This window comes from Nitrospira sp., assembly GCA_016788885.1.
In the GTDB taxonomy this organism is placed as follows: Bacteria; Nitrospirota; Nitrospiria; order Nitrospirales; family Nitrospiraceae; genus Nitrospira_A.
On sequence record JAEURX010000036.1, the window covers coordinates 83,808 to 102,437 of the forward strand.

Annotated in this window: 22 protein-coding genes; 2 read left to right on the plus strand and 20 right to left on the minus strand. The window is 57.7% G+C overall.

From position 1 onward, the window contains the following. Position 1: 1 nt before the first annotated feature. The 7 genes from JNL86_09135 to lexA all read right to left on the minus strand — a co-directional run bounded on the left by JNL86_09135 (position 2) and on the right by lexA (position 6,717). Entirely contained in the window at positions 2 to 1,366 is a 1,365-nt protein-coding gene (locus JNL86_09135; GenBank protein ID MBL8043066.1) for an HlyD family efflux transporter periplasmic adaptor subunit, read from the minus strand. A gap of 4 nt (positions 1,367 to 1,370) precedes the next feature. Then, the gene (locus JNL86_09140; protein MBL8043067.1) at positions 1,371 to 2,156 is read right to left on the minus strand and encodes an efflux RND transporter periplasmic adaptor subunit; all 786 of its coding nucleotides are present in this window, start codon (positions 2,154 to 2,156) and stop codon (positions 1,371 to 1,373) included. Further along, positions 2,134 to 3,606, minus strand: coding sequence for a TolC family protein (locus JNL86_09145; GenBank protein MBL8043068.1), 1,473 nt, complete (start codon positions 3,604 to 3,606; stop codon positions 2,134 to 2,136). The genes JNL86_09140 and JNL86_09145 overlap by 23 nt, the downstream gene beginning before the upstream one ends. A gap of 745 nt (positions 3,607 to 4,351) precedes the next feature. Continuing rightward, positions 4,352 to 5,056, minus strand: a complete 705-nt coding sequence (locus tag JNL86_09150) for a DUF3365 domain-containing protein (protein MBL8043069.1) — start codon at positions 5,054 to 5,056, stop codon at positions 4,352 to 4,354. 683 nt (positions 5,057 to 5,739) lie between these two features. Beyond that, positions 5,740 to 5,922, minus strand: coding sequence for a hypothetical protein (locus tag JNL86_09155; protein ID MBL8043070.1), 183 nt, complete (start codon positions 5,920 to 5,922; stop codon positions 5,740 to 5,742). Beyond that, on the minus strand, positions 5,903 to 6,151 hold the full coding sequence (locus JNL86_09160; GenBank protein MBL8043071.1) for a hypothetical protein: 249 nt from the start codon (positions 6,149 to 6,151) through the stop codon (positions 5,903 to 5,905). Before JNL86_09160 ends, JNL86_09155 begins: the two co-directional genes overlap by 20 nt. A gap of 14 nt (positions 6,152 to 6,165) precedes the next feature. Continuing rightward, positions 6,166 to 6,717 carry a repressor LexA gene (gene lexA, locus JNL86_09165; protein MBL8043072.1) on the minus strand — a complete coding sequence of 184 codons (552 nt, stop codon included), beginning with the start codon at positions 6,715 to 6,717 and terminating at the stop codon, positions 6,166 to 6,168. 511 nt (positions 6,718 to 7,228) lie between these two features. On the opposite strand from lexA, the gene JNL86_09170 reads away from it, so the two are divergent. Beyond that, positions 7,229 to 7,948 carry a hypothetical protein gene (locus JNL86_09170; GenBank protein MBL8043073.1) on the plus strand — a complete coding sequence of 240 codons (720 nt, stop codon included), beginning with the start codon at positions 7,229 to 7,231 and terminating at the stop codon, positions 7,946 to 7,948. Between the two features lie 23 nt (positions 7,949 to 7,971). Beyond that, the gene (locus tag JNL86_09175) at positions 7,972 to 8,709 is read left to right on the plus strand and encodes a hypothetical protein (protein ID MBL8043074.1); all 738 of its coding nucleotides are present in this window, start codon (positions 7,972 to 7,974) and stop codon (positions 8,707 to 8,709) included. Positions 8,710 to 8,767: 58 nt separating this feature from the next. Here the strand turns inward: JNL86_09175 and JNL86_09180 are convergent, their stop codons facing one another. The 13 genes from JNL86_09180 to modA (JNL86_09240) all read right to left on the minus strand — a co-directional run bounded on the left by JNL86_09180 (position 8,768) and on the right by modA (JNL86_09240) (position 18,610). Beyond that, positions 8,768 to 9,862: an ABC transporter ATP-binding protein gene (locus JNL86_09180; GenBank protein ID MBL8043075.1), complete on the minus strand. Its 1,095-nt coding sequence runs from the start codon at positions 9,860 to 9,862 to the stop codon at positions 8,768 to 8,770. Beyond that, positions 9,847 to 10,521: a molybdate ABC transporter permease subunit gene (gene modB / locus JNL86_09185; GenBank protein ID MBL8043076.1), complete on the minus strand. Its 675-nt coding sequence runs from the start codon at positions 10,519 to 10,521 to the stop codon at positions 9,847 to 9,849. Before modB (JNL86_09185) ends, JNL86_09180 begins: the two co-directional genes overlap by 16 nt. 82 nt (positions 10,522 to 10,603) lie before the next feature. Continuing rightward, positions 10,604 to 10,807 (minus strand): TOBE domain-containing protein, encoded by a 204-nt coding sequence (locus tag JNL86_09190; GenBank protein ID MBL8043077.1) that lies wholly within the window; start codon positions 10,805 to 10,807, stop codon positions 10,604 to 10,606. 10 nt (positions 10,808 to 10,817) lie between these two features. Beyond that, the gene (locus JNL86_09195) at positions 10,818 to 11,216 is read right to left on the minus strand and encodes a TOBE domain-containing protein (GenBank protein ID MBL8043078.1); all 399 of its coding nucleotides are present in this window, start codon (positions 11,214 to 11,216) and stop codon (positions 10,818 to 10,820) included. Positions 11,217 to 11,459: 243 nt separating this feature from the next. Further along, positions 11,460 to 12,554 (minus strand): ABC transporter ATP-binding protein, encoded by a 1,095-nt coding sequence (locus JNL86_09200; GenBank protein MBL8043079.1) that lies wholly within the window; start codon positions 12,552 to 12,554, stop codon positions 11,460 to 11,462. Then, complete coding sequence (modB, locus tag JNL86_09205; GenBank protein MBL8043080.1) at positions 12,539 to 13,213, minus strand: molybdate ABC transporter permease subunit; 675 nt, start codon at positions 13,211 to 13,213, stop codon at positions 12,539 to 12,541. Before modB (JNL86_09205) ends, JNL86_09200 begins: the two co-directional genes overlap by 16 nt. Before the next feature lie 68 nt (positions 13,214 to 13,281). Continuing rightward, entirely contained in the window at positions 13,282 to 13,485 is a 204-nt protein-coding gene (locus JNL86_09210) for a TOBE domain-containing protein (GenBank protein ID MBL8043081.1), read from the minus strand. 52 nt (positions 13,486 to 13,537) lie between these two features. Then, positions 13,538 to 13,930, minus strand: a complete 393-nt coding sequence (locus JNL86_09215; protein ID MBL8043082.1) for a hypothetical protein — start codon at positions 13,928 to 13,930, stop codon at positions 13,538 to 13,540. Continuing rightward, on the minus strand, positions 13,908 to 14,663 hold the full coding sequence (gene modA / locus JNL86_09220; GenBank protein MBL8043083.1) for a molybdate ABC transporter substrate-binding protein: 756 nt from the start codon (positions 14,661 to 14,663) through the stop codon (positions 13,908 to 13,910). Before modA (JNL86_09220) ends, JNL86_09215 begins: the two co-directional genes overlap by 23 nt. 107 nt (positions 14,664 to 14,770) lie before the next feature. Beyond that, a complete protein-coding gene (locus JNL86_09225; GenBank protein ID MBL8043084.1) occupies positions 14,771 to 15,127 on the minus strand; it encodes a hypothetical protein in 357 nt (118 codons plus the stop codon). Positions 15,128 to 15,194: 67 nt separating this feature from the next. After that, positions 15,195 to 16,847, minus strand: a complete 1,653-nt coding sequence (locus tag JNL86_09230; protein ID MBL8043085.1) for a hypothetical protein — start codon at positions 16,845 to 16,847, stop codon at positions 15,195 to 15,197. 161 nt (positions 16,848 to 17,008) lie between these two features. Beyond that, positions 17,009 to 17,686, minus strand: coding sequence for a hypothetical protein (locus tag JNL86_09235; protein MBL8043086.1), 678 nt, complete (start codon positions 17,684 to 17,686; stop codon positions 17,009 to 17,011). Between the two features lie 84 nt (positions 17,687 to 17,770). Then, positions 17,771 to 18,610, minus strand: coding sequence for a molybdate ABC transporter substrate-binding protein (gene modA, locus JNL86_09240; GenBank protein ID MBL8043087.1), 840 nt, complete (start codon positions 18,608 to 18,610; stop codon positions 17,771 to 17,773). Positions 18,611 to 18,630: the final 20 nt, after the last annotated feature.

Below are 18,630 nucleotides of genomic sequence, written 5' to 3' on the forward strand. Positions count from 1 at the left end.
GCTACACTCCGATCAGTTGGCGCAACGCCGTGAACGGACGGCGGAACAACAGAAATGCCAGCGGGCCACGCTCACCATACACCTTCGCCGACCCTTGCCAGCCAATCCGAATGCGGGGATCGGCAGTCGCCAATTCGGCCGTCACCCGATAGGCCAACACATCCCCAGGCAACACCTCCGCATGGTAACTGGCCCGGCTCACGGTCGCCGCGAACGATTCGAGCGGAAGCGCATCGAAAAAGGCCACGGCATCGGCCCCTTCCTTCAATAGCAGTGCGTCACTGACGGGCAAATCGATTCGCAGCTCTATGTGCCGCGGATCGGCAATTTCCATAATCCGCTCCCCGACGGCAACGGGTTTCCCGATCCAGTCGGCCTTGTCGGTATACAGGAGCAGTCCGGCCTGCGGCGCGCGGACCTCAACCTGATCGAGCATCTCTCGCGCGTAGGCTAATTCCGTCTCTTTCAACGCCGCTTCTGCGGCTTTGAGGGGGGCCTCGGCTTTTCGTTGTGGATCGGCAAACCCGCCCTGAATCGCCTGGGCATGTTCGGCCTCCGCCACGGCCAATTGTTTTTCCGCGACCTGGAACTGATTCCGAAGATTCGTGTCCTCATAGCGGAACAGTGGCCGAGCTTGCGCGACCACCGTATTCGGTGGCACCAGGACCTCGGCGATCACACCATCCATCGGCGCGCTCACAATCGTGGGCTCATTTGCCATCACCTTCACCGGCGCGACCGTGGAGACCCGGACCGGCACACAGAGTGCGGCCACAATCGCCGCGCCGATCAACCAGGCCGACGGTGTCTTGATCTTCGCCGGCCAGATCCGGCTTCGCTGCGCGACCGCTTTCCACGCATAGGCGAAACTTCCGGCGAGCCGATGCAGGATCGCCACGTCGTTTTCTTCCCACGAACTCTCACGCTCGAACCACCAGATACCCAGCACCGTATCGTCCGGATGCTGCAGGGGGCACCACAAGACATGGCCACGCACATATTCACGCCATCCTTCGCGGCAGGTTTCGGGGCAGGTCTCCTCTGTGAGAATTTTTGGTTCATTGCCAGGCTGCTCTTGCCTCAACGCGTGCGTCATCTGCTCCAGCCAGCGGATGACCGGTGCCTCGCGTTCAACGATGGCCACGCTGGACGCACAGACCACTCGATAGGCGTCGGAGTCTCCGCCGGCAGGACTCAGGAGATAGGCCTGATCGTAGGGCACCAGCCGACGGGTCTCATTGACGGAGAGAAACTGCAGTTCCGGGATGGTCTTCGCCACGCGGATCTGCCCCTCCAGGTGGGTGAGGGTCGCCAGATGGACCAGCGTCGCGAGTTCCTGAGCGCTTGGAGCCGTGGAGGTCGCCATGGTCTTACGGTTGTCCCGATGCGAACTGGGCCGTGCCGCTCATTCCTGCGAGCACATCAGCCGGAAGCGATCCGAAGCTGCCGACCACTTTGACCGTCTGGCTTGCAGGATCGACATTCGCCCCGATTTCTTTCACCTTGGCCGGATATTCCCGGTGTGTTTCGTCGACCGTGAACGTGAACGCCGATTTCCGCTTCAGCCACGACAAGGTAGATGAAGGCAACACCAGTTCGATCTCAAGGCTCGAGTCATCGAGGACACTGAGCAGCTTGTCATTGGGAAAGACATTTTCATGTTCGTTGACCATCACCGCCACGACACGGCCGGAGAATGGCGCCGCGATATGACAACTGCGCACATTGATCTCTGCCAGGCGGATGGCCGCAACGGCTTTTTTTGCCTCGGCTTCAGAGATTTCGAGTTCCAACGTACTGACGGCGTTGAGCTTGGTGAGCTCTTTGTTGTTCCGAACAGTTTTGTCTTTGGCTTCGTGCTCGGCCATGGCACCCGCCAGTTCCGCGCGGTACTTGTCGCAGTCGATTTCGACCAGGGTCGCCCCCTTGTCGAACCGTTGCCCCTCCCGCACCGGCACCTGACTGACCCGGCCCTGAATCTGCGAGTAGAGCACCGCCTGCGTACTGGCTTTGACGATGCCGCGCAACGCCCCGTTCACACCCCGCAACACCATCGCCGATCGCTCATCTTTCGGCCAACTCACCTGGGGGGCGAAGAGCTCCATCCAGAAGACCATCAGCCCGACACTTGCATTAATTGGCCATCGGTATCGCATGGAGTTCCGGTCTCCTTCCTGTCTCGGACACCGCGCGCGTGGCAGGCGCCCACTGTTTCCGCAATGCGTCGGCGAGTTCCGTCACCGTCTGACCGTCAAGGCCGGTCGGCGCGGCATCCTCCCCCATCGACGCCATCAAGGTGGCGTAGGCCGATTCGACTCCCGACTGCGCGCTGTCCATCCGCACCTCAGCCAACACATCATTCACCCGTTCACGAATGAGGGTCAGGTCGGTGGTGCTCTTCGTGAGCCACAAATTCTTGGTATGGTCGGTGATCGCCAATTGCGTTTCGTGGTAACTCTTCGCCGTGAAGTATTCTTGACTCGCGTGGGCGAACTGCAACGCACCGACATGGACCTCCGTCAGAATCGTCAGGGTCAACGCCGTGCTTTGGGCATCCAGCACCTGACGATGCGCCTCCACCGCCTTCAATTTGGCCGGCATGCGAAAGGCCGAGACTAAGTTCCAACTGACCTGTGATGCGTATCCGAGCCAATTTTGATAAAGGAAGAAGCTGTTGCTGCTGTAATACCCGCCGAGGCTCAGCTTCAAATTGGGAAACAGTTCCAGAAACACCGCTCGCGCTTCCTTGGCATTGATTCGCTTTTGATAGTCGATGGACCGCAGTTCGGCGCGATAGAGCAGCGCCTGCTCTTCCATTCGCTCGGTGTTGAGATTCACCACCGGCAGCGTGCTCGTCCGCTGCGGCACTTCCAGTTCATATTCAGTCCCCGGCGGCAAGCCCATCATGGAAGCGAGCTGAACTCGTGCCGTACTGAGCTCGCGATAGAGGCGTTGAACCTCGCGCTGAATATTGAGCAAGTCGCGACGATAGTTCAGCGGCGTCAAGGGCGTCTGGAGCTTCTTGTCGACGATCTGCTGCGCCCGCTCCAACGCCGTGTTGACCGATTCATCGAGAAACTTCACCCGAGCGAGTACCCGTTCCGCACTGATGGCTCGCCAGTAGGCGCTGCGGACATCCTGGACGAGTCGAACAGCAATACGTCGCCGTTCCTCCTCGGCAATCATCACGTTGTCCGCCGCCTGTTGGGCACGAACGAATGACAGGCCGAAGTCCAGCACATCCCAACTGAGCGCGAGATTCCCCGACACCACGTTTTTGTCGGATGAGGTAAAGGGTTCGAGGACAGGGCGACCGTCAAGCAACGATTGTGCACCGCCGCCGCTATACGAGTTGCGGCCATCGAACCCCGCATTGGCGGACAACTGAGGCAGCAACGTGTAGTGAGCCACGTTCAATTGCTGATGCGCCAACTGCGCCTGCATGGCTTTGACCTTGGCATCCAGGTTGTATTTCAGCGCCCGGGCAATCGCTTCATAGAGGTCGATCGGCCCGGACAGGGGTTCCTGGAGAGCGGACACGGTTTCAAGGTCCTTGGCGACACGAGTTTGCACATCGTCCTGGGTCAGGACATAGGGTTTGACCATGCATCCTGAGATGAACAGAACCGTCCCCAACAGACCAGCTATGCGAAAGATTCCTCGTGTCATCGCTTCAGGACTCGGCACACCTTCCGTGCAGATGCTCTCCATGGGGAGACACGTCTGAGCCTCAGTTCACCTTTTCTGTAGAAATATCGGCTGAATAGATCGAGAACTTGACGCAACAGGGGGGATCGGACTCTCGCCGGGAAGAAGGGACGACGCGACTGGCAGGCCGAACGGGTCAGCCCTGGGTAGGCGGCAACGCCTACCCAAACCTATGAGAGCAGCTTACGTTGCCGAAACGGGCCATTGGCACAGACAGCCCGAGCCCGCGACTCCTGCGGTTCACCACCGCCACATAATTCTTCAATGTATCGCGTGGTTGCCATGCAGAGAGCCGCACTTCATGTCCGAATTCGATCCCGGCTCGAGCAGCCCTTCTTCCATCCATGGCTATTCCCGTTCTGGCGTCCGATCTTGCGGCATTGGATGGGTAACTACTTCGGAGAAGCATGAAACTGAGAACGGCATCATGTAATTGAGTGTTCAGCACTTGGAGGGTGATGCCGGCAGATCGCACAGCGCAGGCAAGCCACTCACGAGGCAATAGGTGGCCGGACATGACAAAGCCAGCGGTCGACACCGCCGCCAAATAATGCCGTTCGTCCTTCAAAGAATCTCGCAGCTTACGCCACAAGGGAAGCGCACGATGGGTCTATGGGAGAGTCGCGAGCCTTTCTTTCGAAATTTAACGAACAGCCAGATGGCTCATATCAATTTTGACGCTGATCGCCCCACCAAGCTCACCTTCTCTGCCGCCCTCTTTGGAATATCCTGAAATATCCCGTTCGCCTTTTGGTTCCCCATGGCAACTCAAACAGGCCTTTTCGTAATAAAGCGGGAGCATAACTCGCACGCTGTTTCCTCCGTCTATCGTGCTGACGACTGCTTCCTTCTCTCGTTGGACCGATGCCTGGCTCAGTTCCTTCATATGTTCCGCCTCAAAACTGTCGGGTTTATTGCTCGTATTGCGGAGCAGGTGTTCAGGAGCCGTCTGCTTCAAATAGACACCGGACCATTTCTGAAATCGTGAAGCGGCTTCCGTGCTGAACGTGGCAGGAATAAGCCCCTTATACTTCAACCCCTTCATATTGAGCACAGGCTGATAACTCTCCACGGTCTTTTTACTCTCCATCAACAACCGTTCCAACAATCGTTTCGCCGAGGCCGGCACATTCGCGTTGGCGAGATCGTCCAGGTTATGTCCCGTACGCTCCTTAAAAATGGCTGTGGTCTGGGCGGCAAACAGATCCTGCGTAAAGGCCGTCTGCGCGCTTGAGGGGTCGTTGATGAGGGTCTGATTGCGTCCGATCGCAACTCGACCGGAATCAAGCAGAATGGCCAACAGTCGCGCGGTTTCCGACAAATCAGAATCGGTGTTGTCCGCAGCCACACTCTGTGGCACGCACCACAAAACAACAAAACACAATACGTATATGCGCATAGTGCCTTTCTTACGCCGTATAAGGCCCATTCGGGTAACCAGCCGGATCATAGAATCACCATTTCTTAACTCGGCAACAGGCAAAAGAGCGATACACATCCATCGCATGGCGTGCAGAATCACCCTCAGCCATCATGCGACGTCAGTCACTTCTTCATCAGTCGCCCCCGCAGCAAGGCGTGGACTGAATCAGTTGCTGTTCGCCTTCGCAGAATATTGTGCAAAGAAAAACGGATTGGTACTCGCGGACATGATATTGATATTGCACAGCCAGAACAATAGTGGAGCCGCACGGAATTTTTCGCTGATGGGAGACCTGTCTTCGCTCAGCTTGGGCAAATTACTCGACTGGTACTTGCCAGATACCTACTTGCAGCGTCCTCCGATAGGGCGAGCCTTAACGAGCGGAGCATCTGCCGAATATGGGGATGGACCGTTGAGCGGTGAGTCCGCACAATGAATGCTGCTGTACAGAAGGCGGCGCCTCGCGAGAACACGAGAGCGGTGATCGGCCGCACGTCGTATCCTTGGAGAGCACATGTGCGGCACGACCACGAATGTGAAACGTTCCGAGCGGGAGCGAACAATCCGTGCATGCTTCCGCTTAGCCGTGTGTCACGCCCAGAGTTACCTCACCCGCAACAACCGCTCTCAAACTGCCGACGTTGATAGGCGAAGACCAGACAACGAATACAAATTTCCCGCGTCGTCTTCGCCTGCTCGTCGCACAACGGTGTCCGCCGCATCACGAATTGCCCGCAGTCCGCACAACAACCGGCTGTCGCAGCCTCAATGTCAGAACAGACAGTGCTCATGGCGTTCAATCCTCCTGTTTTCCCGAACGGGATGCGCCGCGGGAACAACCGGCTTGATGCCTCCCCAGATGGCTCGCAGCCTGGAGCCACCACTCCACCCCAGGCCCGTCATCCCTTTGGTGAGTTTCAACTCCCGCTGCAATGCACCGATACGGCCGTTCAAGCGGACAATCATGCGCTCGAGTTCGTCAACCCGTTCCACCATCATCTGTTGCTGGTTGCTCATCATCCTGCCTCCTTGAATTACGCGTTGTCGCAGTGGCGAATCACACCGACGAGGATGCCTTCAATGGAAAATTCGTCTGCTGAGGTAATGACCAAAGGACGCATCGCGGCATTGGCGGGATGAAGTTCAATGGTGTCACCGCGCTTGAAATAAGTCTTGATCGTCGCCTCACGGTTGACCAATGCCACCACCGTCTGCCCGTTCCGCGCAGCGGCTTGCTTTCGGACGACCACCACATCACCGGGAAGAATGCCGTCCTCGATCATCGACTCCCCTTTGACACGCAAGGCGAACGTCTCACCGGGCCGTATCATGCTGGGGGGAACATCGACCCACTCCGACTGAGCGATCGGCTCAATGGGGAACCCCGCCGCTACCACCCCCGCCATGGGAACTTCCGTCCGTATCGCTAACTGCGTCAGCGCCACTTGAACCGCACCACTAATCCGGCGCATGCCGGACTCATAGCGGGCCACCGACACTCGGGTCGTGCGTAAGGCTTGGGCCAACTCTTCCTGAGTTAGCCCAAGCCGTTCCCGACATTGCTTGAATTCGCTCGCCGTCATCATGTAACCAATGGTTACACAAATTAAATCTTCTGTCAATGGCCTATCCGCTCTTCGTTCTTGACTATTCCCTCACCGCTTTCCAGAGCGGATTTTGCGGCGGGATTCGTCATTATTTTCACGAAAGCGAGTTTCTTCTGTGCATAAGTCAAGAGCCATTTGGGGAAGGACAGCAAATAAACATGAATTCACAGGTGACTGTCGGAAATCATGACGCGTTGTACAAATATGAATGCTAATACATACACTTCAAATGACGACCACAATATATTGTGGTCTCAGGAAGGTCTCGCTCTATGCCCAACAAATAGGCAAGTTGGTGCGTGGCGTGGACTACAGGCACTATTCGCGTTCGCTGGAAAGACTATCAACAGAGATATCCACAGATTTTGGGGAGAGGATTTTTTCGCAGAAACTCGGTTTTCTTGATTGAAACCTCTCCCCCATTCCAATAGAATCGCGCCGCGAATTCTTCTGACCGGGACACCGATTGTATTCGTTCTGGAGCGCGATCATGGGAAAAGGCTCCTTCGTCGGTCTTCTGGTCGGCCTACTCCTCGCAACCGGCTGCACAGCCAATGTTCGGGATACGGACTTGCTGGCCAGTAACAGCGTTCTCCTCCCGCCTTCGGTGGCACGCTCGATCCTCCTGCAAGTCCGTAATGCATCAGACAACCAGGCTGTGTCCCTTGATGACCTCGGGAGTCGCCTCACCGCCAAAGGCTATCAGGTGGTGCAGGATCCACGGGGGGCCGCCTATGTGGTGCAGACAAACATCGTCTACTGCAACCAGACAAAAGTGGATGTCCCCGTCGAGGAGATGGTGGCCGGTGGGTATGGGTCTGGTTTTGGGAGTTCCCTCATGGCAGGCCTGCAAGGACTAGCCGGGATGGCAAGTATGGCAGGCCCCCAAGGGGCTCTTGCCGGAGGCGCAGCCAGCATGGGGCTTAGTGCCGCCCACGGGATCGGCAGTGCCGTGGGAAACATGTTCGGCGGCCCGTCGCGGCCCGATGCCAACGAGAACATTACCTACGCCTGCATCGCGGATCTTCAAATCACCGACCTCGATCAAACAGGCGGGACGATGCCCATCTCACAGCCCGGCGCACCACTGCCCCGCGGGGTCTACCAGACCAGGCTGGCCGCCAGCGTGTATCAGAAAACACTGGATGAACAAGAAGCGACGCCGTTGGTGCAACAACGGCTCAGTGCCGCAGTGGCGGGGCATTTCTGATTGAGCCGGGCAGGTGATTCGACATGAAGACGACCCGATCCATTGACGCACCCCTCGTTCTCCTACTCGGTTGGCTCATGCTGACCGGGTGCAGCAATGTGGTGCGATCCGGCCTGGTCAACGATCGGTCGATCTTGCTGCCGCCGAGTGTGGCACGGACCATTTACGTCCAAATTCGAAATACGTCAGAAAACCAACTCGTGACACCCACGGCTATTCCCGTCAGGCTGACCACCAAGGGCTATCAGATCGTACAAGACCCGTCATCGGCCGCCTACTGGCTGCAAACGCAAATTGTGTATTGTCACAAAGCGGGAGATGGAGTCAGGCCTGAAGCCGTGGCCAAGGCCGGTTTCGGTGCGGGAATCGGCAGTGGAGGCGCTCCGCTGGACGGGACAGGGGGCCTCGATCAGGATCTCACGGGAGCGTTGTTCGCGGGAATGCCCGGGAGCGACATGAATGCGCAGGCCCTACGCGCCATGGCAATGGGCAATGGAGGGTCGCCGGACCTCAACGCGCTCATGCGCATGGCAGCAAGAGCACAAGGCGGCTATCCGGGCATGGCTCCACCGCCGTCGAGCGAAGGTAGCCTCTATCTCTGTGTTGCGGACGTGTTGGTCACGGATCGCGGGAACGCCGAACAGCCGCGCACCTTCACCATGCGGTCCGTCGCCCATGTGCTCCAGAAAACCTTGAAGATTGAGGAAGCCACTCCAATCATGCGGGACAAGTTCGTCGCCAGCATGACCGGTGCGTTTTAGTCAGTGAGGATTGGGATGACGCCGAACGGCGAGTGGCACCGCCAGTAATGTTCCCGCACTAGACCTCCTGCCTCGACACCAAATGAACGGCTCCGGCCTTGATCGCCGCCGTGACGACGACCCCGGTAGCAAGCTGAAACTCCTCTGCGGTCGACCGTGTCACCATGGCCACGAGGGGAAATCCACAATCCAGCGTGACCCGTGCCAGCGCGCCCAGCATGGTGACTGCCTGCACCGTGCCCGTCAGGTGATTACGCGCACTGCTGCCGGAGGCGCGCCCTTGTTCCAACACAACATCCTCGGCCCGGATACAGGCGAACACGTCGGGACCGGCCGATTCACCTTCGACCGCCGTGAGTGTCGTCCCATTCACGCTCACCTGCACCATGCCGCCTGCCGATCCCACCACCCGCCCTTTGACCACCGTCTCCACCCCCACGACATGCGCGACATCCGCATTTTGCGGACGACTGAACACGTCGATCGGCGCGCCGACTTGGAGCACGCTCCCGGCGCTGATGACGGCCATGACGTCGCCAAGCGTGAGGGCTTCCGTCCAGTCGTGCGTGACGATGATCGACGGCAGCGCGAGTTGCTTCAACAGCCCTCGCAATTCGTCTCTGAGGTGCACCCGCGTCGGCGCATCCAAGGCGGACAGCGGTTCATCCAGCAACAGCAGCAGCGGACGAGGGGCGACCGCACGCGCCAGCGCCACACGCTGTTGTTGTCCACCGGACAATTCACGCGGCTTCGCCGCCTCCATCCCGCGCAGCTGGAACAATTCCACCATTTCGTCGACCCGTTTGTGACGATCCGAGGCCGAGAGATGGCCGAGTCCATAGGCAATGTTTCCGGCCACCGTGTAGCAGGGAAAGAGCGCGTAGTCCTGCGCCATGTAGCCGATGTGACGATCCTGCGGCGGTACCCTCACGCCTGAGGCGGTATCGAGCCAGGTGCGCGACACGAATTGTATGGTGCCCTCTTCCGGCCATTCCAATCCGGCCACCGAACGAAGGATCGTCGTCTTTCCTGACCCGGACGGACCGAAGAGAATCAAAACAGTCGACGCCTCCACGGGATACCGAATCCCCACCCGGATCGGCGCACGCCCGGGGAATGTTTTAACGAGGTGAATCCCTATTTCCGCGGCCATGCTGCCCACACATTTCGGTTCAGCGCGTATACCCCCAGCAGCACGGCATAGGACACCACCAGAAGAAACAAGGCCGTCTGGGCCGCGCCGACATAGTTCAACGCTTGCACCTCATCATAAATGTCTATCGAGACCGTACGGGTGGAGCCTTCGAGATTGCCGCCGATCATCAGCACCACGCCGAACTCCCCCATCGTATGAGCGAAACTTAATACCGCGCCGGTCACCAGCCCGGCTGTGGACAGCGGCACAATCAGTTTGAAGAAGGTCTTGAGTTTCGACACCCCCAACGTCCAGGATGCTTCGATCACCCGCCGATCGACCTGATCAAACGCCGCCGCAAATGGCTGCACGGCAAAGGGCAGACTATAGAGAATCGACGCCAGGAGCAAACCTTCGAACGTGAACGGGAGGGGATGACCGACCAGGTTTGTATAGAGCCGGCCGAACGGACTGTGGGGGCCGATGGCGATAAGGATGTAAAAACCCAGGACGGTCGGAGGAAGCACCAGCGGCAAGGCGACGACTGACTCGATCAGAAATTTCCATCGCCAACGGGAAAAACTGAGCCAATACGCGATGGGAAGGCCGATACACAACAACGCCAACGCCGTGAGACCGGCCAGTTTGCAGGTGACCCAAATCGCGACCCAGTTCACTCGCCAACCAGCCTCTCGGAGATCGTTCCCGACCGGCCCCATACTAGGGAGGCCGGTCGGGAAGATCAACTCCCTTCGAGGCCTACTTCCCGATCATGACCTCGGTCGCTTTCACCGCCACGGTGACGGTGTCGTTCACCTTCAGGCCCATGCCCTTGACGGAACCTTCCGTGATGGCGGCCACAAAATCAAGATTGCCCACCTTCACCGTGATTTCGGCCATCGCAGTCCCCTCGGTGATACGGGTGATCGTGCCCTGAAATTGGTTACGTGCACTGAGTTTCATCATGTCCTCCTTAGTGCTTCACCACCATGACCTCGGTCGCTTTGACGAGGGCGACGGCGGAGTCCCCGATCCGCAGCCCCAGTTCTTCAAGCGCATCCCGTGTGATCACGGCCGTGATGATGTGTGGTCCGATGTCGATATCGACTTGTGCCATAATGGCATCTCGTTTGATCGCCGTGACTCGCCCGATCAGCTTGTTGCGGCCGCTCACGTCTTCCGTGCCGGACTTTTTGGTACCAAGCCACTCGTCGAGTAACGCCCGTTTAAAGCGGTACCGTCCGCCGATTTTCGGTGCCTGAATTTTTCCATCCCAGATGTACCGGTAAAACGTCGGGAGCGTGAGCCGCACATAACGGGCTGCTTCTCTGGCCGTGAACACGTCCCCTTTTCCTCGTGGCTGTTTAGGCATACTGGGATGTCCTTCGTTCAGCCTGACCACCACTCGGAAGTCGTGATCGGCTGATCATGTCCTCACCTCCTTTCATCCTGGCACCACAATCCAAAGAAGGTACCTGCGATCCACGCGTACCCTAGCAAGATCGATTGAGAATTGGAGGTGAGTGTTGTGAGAATTTATCGATAGTGACGGTATGCAGACACCGCTGGTGGAAGGTGCTGCAGCCATGTTCCTTCTCCGAAACGTCTCAACGAATCACAGGTCCTGGCGAGAAACCAGGTGCACCGCACCGGCCTTGATCACCGCAAGCACCGATTGACCGGGAATCAATTGCAGGTCTTCCACGGAAGAACGCGTTACCATGGCGACCAGCTGAAAACCACAATTCAGTGTCACTCGCGCCAACGCCCCCAACATGACAACAGCCGTCACCGTTCCGGCCAGCTGATTCCGCGCGCTGCTCACGGAGAGAGGACCGCGTTCCAAGGCGATGTCCTCCGCCCGGATACAGACGTACACATCAGGACCGCAGGCATCTCCCTCGATGGCATTCACCACAACACCGCTCACCTCCACACGGAACATCCCGGCAGCCGCCCACACCACCCGTCCCTTGACGACCGTTTCCACACCCACGACGAGTGCAACTTCGGCATTCCGGGGACGGCTGAACACCTCCAACGGCGGACCGGTTTGCAGGACCTCGCCGCCGCTCACCACCGCCATCAGATCTCCGAGGGTCAACGCCTCGGCCCAGTCATGCGTGACGATGATGGATGGCAAGGCCAACTGCTTGAGTAGACGGCGCAGTTCGTCGCGAAGATAGGTTCTGGTCGGCACATCCAGGGCAGACAACGGTTCGTCCAGCAACAGCAGGAGAGGGCGTGGGGCCACGGCTCGAGCCAGCGCCACACGTTGTTGCTGGCCGCCGGACAGGTGTTGTGGCTTCGCGTGTTCCAGCCCACGCAATTGAAAGAGATCCAGAACTTCGGTCACCCGTGCCTTGCGTTCGTGCGACGACAGATGAGCAAGTCCGTACTCCACATTCCCCGCCACCGTGTGTGTAGGAAACAGGGCATAGTCCTGAGACATGTATCCGACATGCCGATCTTGAGGAGACACGCGAATACCCGATCCCGTATCCAGCCAGGTACGCGACACGAATCGAATCCGCCCCTCTTCCGGCCACTCCAGACCGGCCACGGATCGAAGAATCGTGCTCTTGCCGGCACCGGAGGGTCCGAACAGAATCAAGACGGTCGAGGCTTCGACGGGATAGCGAAACCGCGCACGGATGGGCACGCGGCCGGAGTAGGTCTTGACGATGTCGAGCGCTAATTCTGCGGCCATGCTGCCCACACATTTCGATTGACCGCATAGACCAGCAGCAACACGGCGTACGAGACGACAAACAGAAACAAGGCCGTCTCGGCGGCGCCGGCATAATTCAACGCCTGCACTTCGTCGTAGATGTCGATGGAGACCGTCCGTGTCGTGCCCTCCAGGTTGCCTCCCACCATCAACACCACCCCGAACTCCCCCATCGTGTGAGCGAAGCTGAGCACGACGCCGGTCACCAGACCCGCGGTGGACATGGGCAGAATCAACTTGAAGAAGGTTGTGAGTTTGGACACGCCGAGTGTCCAGGAGGCTTCAATGAGTCGTCGATCAACCTGCTCAAACGCCGCCGCAAAGGGTTGAACCGCGAACGGCAAACTGTACAAAACGGAGGCCAGCAGGAGACCTTCGAAGGTAAATGGAAGCGGGTGGCCGACGAGATCGGCATACAGGCGGCCGAACGGACTATGGGGACCAATCGCCGACAGGATATAAAACCCGAGCACGGTCGGTGGCAGCACCAGCGGGAGGGCTACCACCGACTCCACCATGAACTTCCACCGCCACCGAGAAAAACTCACCCAGTAGGCGATGGGCAACCCGACCAGCAGCAGAATGAGCGCGGTGAGACCAGCCAATTTTACGGTCACCCAAATCGCAATCCAGTTCACGCGTCCGTTCCAATATTTATCGGCGCCATGACATGAACACGGCGATCGGGTCAGGTCCCCGCCGAGTCTTATTTTCCGATCATGACCTCCGTGGCCTTTACAGCCACGATGACTGAATCATTGGTCTTCAACCCCATCTGCTTGACGGACCCCTCGGTGATGGCGGCCACAAATTCAAGGTTTCCGACCTTGACCGTCACCTCGGCCATCGCCTGACCTTCCGTGATCTGTGTCACTGTCCCCTGAAATTGATTTCTCGCGCTCAGTTTCATCGCCGTGCTCCTTTCCCATTAAGATGACGCGCCTCAACTCAATCGCCCTTCATCATTTGGTACGTCCCTGCACCTTCCCCTCAGGTTCGTTCTTGAGATCGGCGCCGCCAGGCTTGCATTCGAATTGAATCCCCCAGCGCCTACCCCGTGATTCGTCTTCCGTGCCTTCGATGATACCCATCCCCGCGCTGGTATATCCTTTCACTTCTCCCTCGCGGAGCATACGCCACCCTTTCCCGCACTTGGCTTGAATCTCGTCCAGTGCGGGTTTTCGGTAAGGCGACCCCATCGGACCACCGCGATCTTCCTTGTAACTGTACGTCATGACCCCGCCGTGGTCCGATTCCTGGCTCATCATGACCGCTTCTGAGCAACCAGCGACAACGGTCAGACAGACCGCACAGACAAAGAGGGATCGGCGATCAACTCGGCAACGTGAATCCATACCGGATCATAATCTCCTGTCCGCGTTCGCCTTTGATGAATTCCAGAAATTGTTTCGCCACATCCTGGTTCTTCGATTGCTTCATAATCACCGCGCCCTGCTCAAGCGGGGCATGGTGATCCGCTGGGATCTCCCAGTAGGTGCCGGCGCTTTTCATGGCAGGAGCCATAGCCAGCGACAGGGCAATGATGCCCACATCGCAGGCGCCGGATTCGATAAACTGGGCGGCCTGGGAAATATTCTCTCCGAGCACCAGCCGATCTTTCACATCGCCATAGACCTGCTCGTGCTCCATGGCTGCCACGGCCGCCCGGCCGTAGGGCGCATGTTTTGGATTGGCGATGGCAATCTTTTTGATCACCGGTTCGCGCAGCACTGTGAGTCCCTTGGTCACGTCAAGAGGAGAGTTCTTGGGCGCCCATACCACCACCCGCCCAACCGCATACCGATAGAGCGACCCCGGCACGGTCAAACCCGCCTCCTCTAATTTTCTGGGGTAGCCGATGTCGGCTGAAAAATAGAGATCAAACGGCGCTCCCTGCTGCAATTGCGCAAAGAAGTTGCCCGACGAACCCAGGGACAACTTCACCTTGTTTCCGCTTTGCTTCTCGTACTCCTCAATCACTTCCTTGATGGCGAAATTGAGATCAGAGGCGGCCGCAATGGTCACCTCGCCGGCTTGGGCAACAGTCGGCGCCATCGGCAGCACGAGCACAAGCGCAATCGCGAGCATGCAGCTCATCGCCCACAAGGGTCGCATATATTTCCAGATTGACACGGGTGAGCTCCTTTCATTCCAGCACATGTGACACATCGCATGGGAACGCGATACGCGGGCCCTTATCGTGCGCTTGCCAGAGATTGATGGTCAAGATACAACAAGCCGCACAACACCGGAGGACAATCCTTTCCCGCGGGCTTGATCCAGGCTTCATAACGGCCGATATGAATGTCAATGCTCATGCCGGAGGCCCAGGACGCACCGTGATTATCCTCCTGCTCCACCAGCACTGAGACACGAGCAGTCCCGACGAGCAGCGAGAGCAAACTTCCGTCTAGATCCCCATCTACTTCTGCAATGTTGGCTTTCAACCAGACGCGGGCATCCTGGCAGGAGCAACGCACCTCATTCTCAGAATCCTCGTTCGGCACTTCGTTCAGATACAACGCACGATTAGGCCCGTCGTGACTCATCATGAGGAGATCTCGCGGTTGGCGAGAGCCCCGGCAGGACATCATGGCCAAGGCTCTCGCGTCATGCTCGTCAGAAGAAGATTTGATATTGGACCCGGATCGCATGTTCGATCAGGGTTCCCTTCGTCACATCGAGCGGCACGGTTCCTGATCCCGGAGGCAGCGGCGCGCTACGGCCGATGGCATACCCGCCGGTTTCAAACTGCGTATTGCTGTAGGTCAACATGATTTGATGGTCATAGGTTCCGTTCAAGAACCAATTCAATGACGCATCGGTCTGTCTGATCAAGTCACCAGCTGAATTCGTATCCGGGTCCCAGTAGGAAAACCGTCCCGCCAGCTCCAAGGTCCGAGGAATCAAATAGTAACCGGATTGCACATAAAATCCGGTGGCATTCCCGAAGTTGTTGGGTGCCGTGGCCGTACACGCCACGTTCATACACGGCAACCCTTTATCGTGCCGGTTGACATTTTTGTAATAGAATTCTCCCTGCAATGAGAAGCCCCGATACTTGAACACACCGTCGACCGCCCAGGTGGAATAATCGACAATCCCAAGACCTAATTGTCGTCCGTTGCCAAAGGCTGCCAGCTGACGCCGGATATTCAAATTCGCGAGATCCAGACCGACAAACGCGTTGTCGGAACTCGTATTGATACCAGGGTTATAGGAATATCCACCGCCGATGGCCAATTGTGGCCGTTCGGAATACGCCAGGTCGCCTTCTCCATAGCCCGGCCTTCCCAAGATATTCCAATTCAAGCGAGCGACGTAGAGAAGACGGTCGACATCGAAACGTGTATTGGCATTCAGGTTGCGCTGGTTCACCGGACAGTTCGAGGGTGAAGGGAATGGATTGCCTCCGGTCTGTCCACCCGGACAGCCGATGGTCGCCTCTTCTGACGCAAACGATCCGAGTCGATTGAAACTCGGGCCGGCGCCGTTGAAGATTCCGAAATAGTAGTTGATCGGAAACAACTCTTCGTCGTTCATGATCGTGATACCGATATCCCGCCGATCCAATCCGCTGGCGGTAAAGGCATCTTGAACTAACGATCGATCCGCAAACTGCATCGACGCGGTCGAATTGATCTGCGACCGATTGAAATAGACTTTATATTGTCCCAACTGCACGTTCGCCCATTTAAAATGCGTGGACGTGAAATTCATGTCCAACAGCGAAAGCGCTCCAGGAGTCTGCGCATTTTCGGCGGTCTCTGAGCGAAATTGAATGTAGTATTTAAAGTCCGGATCAAATAAGTGGCCCATGAAGTAAAACCGCAAGCGGCGCACATTGAACGATGTGGCGTTATTCTCTGAACGATTGGCCCGATAGTCTCCGAATACGCCGAGCAACTCCGGGAAGTTTTTCGCTTCTCCAGGATCTCGCCACGCATCGTTTCTGATCCGCTCAGTGAACCGAAGTTGACTCCTGAATCGAATCTTCAGAAAAAACGCGTTGTCGTTAAACGACAGGTTGAACCCGCGGTCATACCAGCCTTTAAAACTCGGCGCCAACAACTGTGCGCGTTCCTCTGAATCCTGAACGACCTTGCTGTACTCATCCTGCGTAATCAGACCACCCTTCACCGACCGTTCGAGCAGCAGTCGCATGGCAGGGTCCATCCCCTCGACAAAGACGTACTTCCCTTCCTTCTCGATCAACTTGCCGGACTCAGCGGCGCCGGCAGCGGCCGAGAAGCCGATGACCAACCCCACCATAAGCATCACTGGGAGCAAGGCTCTCTTAGAGCCGGCTGCCGCGGACCGAAGACATACAGATCTCCATACTGCATTCATGAATGCATCTCCTCTTCGTACTCTACGAATCACTACCGAGTTATTAGATCTGCCAGACCATGGGGATCCTCACCCGCAGCCGTTTACCGTGGTGCCATGCCGCTGGATTGTGCAGATTTGAGAAATTGGCGAAACTCCACGCCCCTGACGCCCTTGTCGTCGGTCAACCAGAAGCGGCCTGGTTCGAAATAGAGGATGTATTCCCCGGGGTTGGGGGGAGTGAGCGGATAGTTGTAATCGTAGTTGTCCGATTTTCTGATGGGAATCTGGTTATGGAAATAATCGACGTTGAGATACAGATAGGGATCACGAACGGCCACCCACCCGCCGACCACATTCCGGCTGTAGCGTGGATTGTTGCCGGGCCCGCGCACTTCGAAGTGCGCCCGCTCCGCCGGGCCCACGTGTTGAAGTGCCTCCGCAAGGTACGGCGCCAGAGCCTGAATCTCGTCTTCCCGGAACAACGGCTTCGGCGGAACCTCTTCCGCGAACCATCGCAAGGGCAAGCGTTGCTGCTCACGAATCGAGAATCCCCTAAGCACACTGGCCAAATCCGCGGCGGTGAGTTGAGCCGGATGCGTGTACGAGCGAGCCTCTACTTCGTGTTGCACCGTGACAACTACGCGCTCATCCTCATGCACCGTCTTCGTGGTGTAGGGCAACCGCGCGCACCCCGTCACCATGAGTCCTGCCGCCAGAACCAGAACGGACCCCAGCCGTCCCTGGCGGCGCCAACTAATTGCGATGTTCCCGTGCCTCATCACTCCTCCTTGCAACATGTCTCGAAAAATCATGAGTAGATATAATAAGTAAATGTATACTTGCTCTCATGGCAAAAAAACTCACTACCTTTTTCCGGCGGGAATGGTATACCCGGCTTGCCGCACGATGGCTTGACCATCGGGGCCCTGAATGTAGGAGAGGAACTCCTCACAGAGCGTCCGGTTCGGGCAGTATCGCTCCATTGCCATGGAATGCACCGTCGGTTGGTATCCCTTCTCGACCACTCCGGCGACCCGCAAACGCTGTTGCTGCCTGACCGCCTCGTGCCCGTAGATGATGCCCACATCCGCCTGACCGCTTAAGACATGGTCAATGACCCCACGGGAATCCGTGGCCACATCCAGACGTCCCTTAAGTGATTCCTGAAGCTGCGAAGCCCGAAGCACCTCGTCCGTCTGGGCTCCGAGCCGCGTTCGCGACCGGTCAGCCACAGCCACGCGCGCGCCCTCTCGGCTGATCGCGTCGAGCGACCCCGGCGCCTCCACCAACGATTCCGGTACCACGAGCACCAGCTGATCGGCGGCATAGGGCCGCCTTCCGTCCGGCAACACGTAATACTTCCCTTCAAGACGCGTGATCAGCTCATCCCCTCCGGGCGCGACGACATTAATGGGACCGCTTCCGACGAAGTAGCGCCCCACCATGCTGTTCTCCATGCCGGCGATGGTTTGCCGGAGACTCAATCCCGAATCAAAGAACAACCGCACCTTGACCCCGGCATGACTACGTTCAAAACCCTCCCCCAACCGTTCCAGAACTTCTCTCAAACTCGGGGAAGCAGCAATGACGAATGTTTCATCGGCGGACGCGGGAACAGCGTGCACGCCACCCCCGCACATGAGGAACCCAACCAGGGCGAGCACCGTCCTGACAACCGTCCGAGCATACGCATAGTAACTCATGAATATCCTCGCCGTATAAA

Bases quoted from the DNA above. Each gene is read 5' to 3' on its own strand.
- JNL86_09135 (MBL8043066.1), bottom strand. From the start codon at position 1,366: ATGGCGACCTCCACGGCTCCAAGCGCTCAGGAACTCGCGACGCTGGTC.
- JNL86_09140 (MBL8043067.1), bottom strand. From the start codon at position 2,156: ATGCGATACCGATGGCCAATTAATGCAAGTGTCGGGCTGATGGTCTTC.
- JNL86_09145 (MBL8043068.1), bottom strand. From the start codon at position 3,606: ATGGTCAAACCCTATGTCCTGACCCAGGACGATGTGCAAACTCGTGTC.
- JNL86_09155 (MBL8043070.1), bottom strand. From the start codon at position 5,922: ATGAGCACTGTCTGTTCTGACATTGAGGCTGCGACAGCCGGTTGTTGT.
- JNL86_09160 (MBL8043071.1), bottom strand. From the start codon at position 6,151: ATGATGAGCAACCAGCAACAGATGATGGTGGAACGGGTTGACGAACTC.
- lexA (MBL8043072.1), bottom strand. From the start codon at position 6,717: ATGATGACGGCGAGCGAATTCAAGCAATGTCGGGAACGGCTTGGGCTA.
- JNL86_09170 (MBL8043073.1), top strand. From the start codon at position 7,229: ATGGGAAAAGGCTCCTTCGTCGGTCTTCTGGTCGGCCTACTCCTCGCA.
- JNL86_09175 (MBL8043074.1), top strand. From the start codon at position 7,972: ATGAAGACGACCCGATCCATTGACGCACCCCTCGTTCTCCTACTCGGT.
- JNL86_09180 (MBL8043075.1), bottom strand. From the start codon at position 9,862: ATGGCCGCGGAAATAGGGATTCACCTCGTTAAAACATTCCCCGGGCGT.
- JNL86_09190 (MBL8043077.1), bottom strand. From the start codon at position 10,807: ATGAAACTCAGTGCACGTAACCAATTTCAGGGCACGATCACCCGTATC.
- JNL86_09195 (MBL8043078.1), bottom strand. From the start codon at position 11,216: ATGCCTAAACAGCCACGAGGAAAAGGGGACGTGTTCACGGCCAGAGAA.
- JNL86_09200 (MBL8043079.1), bottom strand. From the start codon at position 12,554: ATGGCCGCAGAATTAGCGCTCGACATCGTCAAGACCTACTCCGGCCGC.
- JNL86_09210 (MBL8043081.1), bottom strand. From the start codon at position 13,485: ATGAAACTGAGCGCGAGAAATCAATTTCAGGGGACAGTGACACAGATC.
- JNL86_09215 (MBL8043082.1), bottom strand. From the start codon at position 13,930: ATGGATTCACGTTGCCGAGTTGATCGCCGATCCCTCTTTGTCTGTGCG.
- modA (MBL8043083.1), bottom strand. From the start codon at position 14,663: ATGCTCGCGATTGCGCTTGTGCTCGTGCTGCCGATGGCGCCGACTGTT.
- JNL86_09225 (MBL8043084.1), bottom strand. From the start codon at position 15,127: ATGATGAGTCACGACGGGCCTAATCGTGCGTTGTATCTGAACGAAGTG.
- JNL86_09230 (MBL8043085.1), bottom strand. From the start codon at position 16,847: ATGGTGGGGTTGGTCATCGGCTTCTCGGCCGCTGCCGGCGCCGCTGAG.
- JNL86_09235 (MBL8043086.1), bottom strand. From the start codon at position 17,686: ATGAGGCACGGGAACATCGCAATTAGTTGGCGCCGCCAGGGACGGCTG.
- modA (MBL8043087.1), bottom strand. From the start codon at position 18,610: ATGAGTTACTATGCGTATGCTCGGACGGTTGTCAGGACGGTGCTCGCC.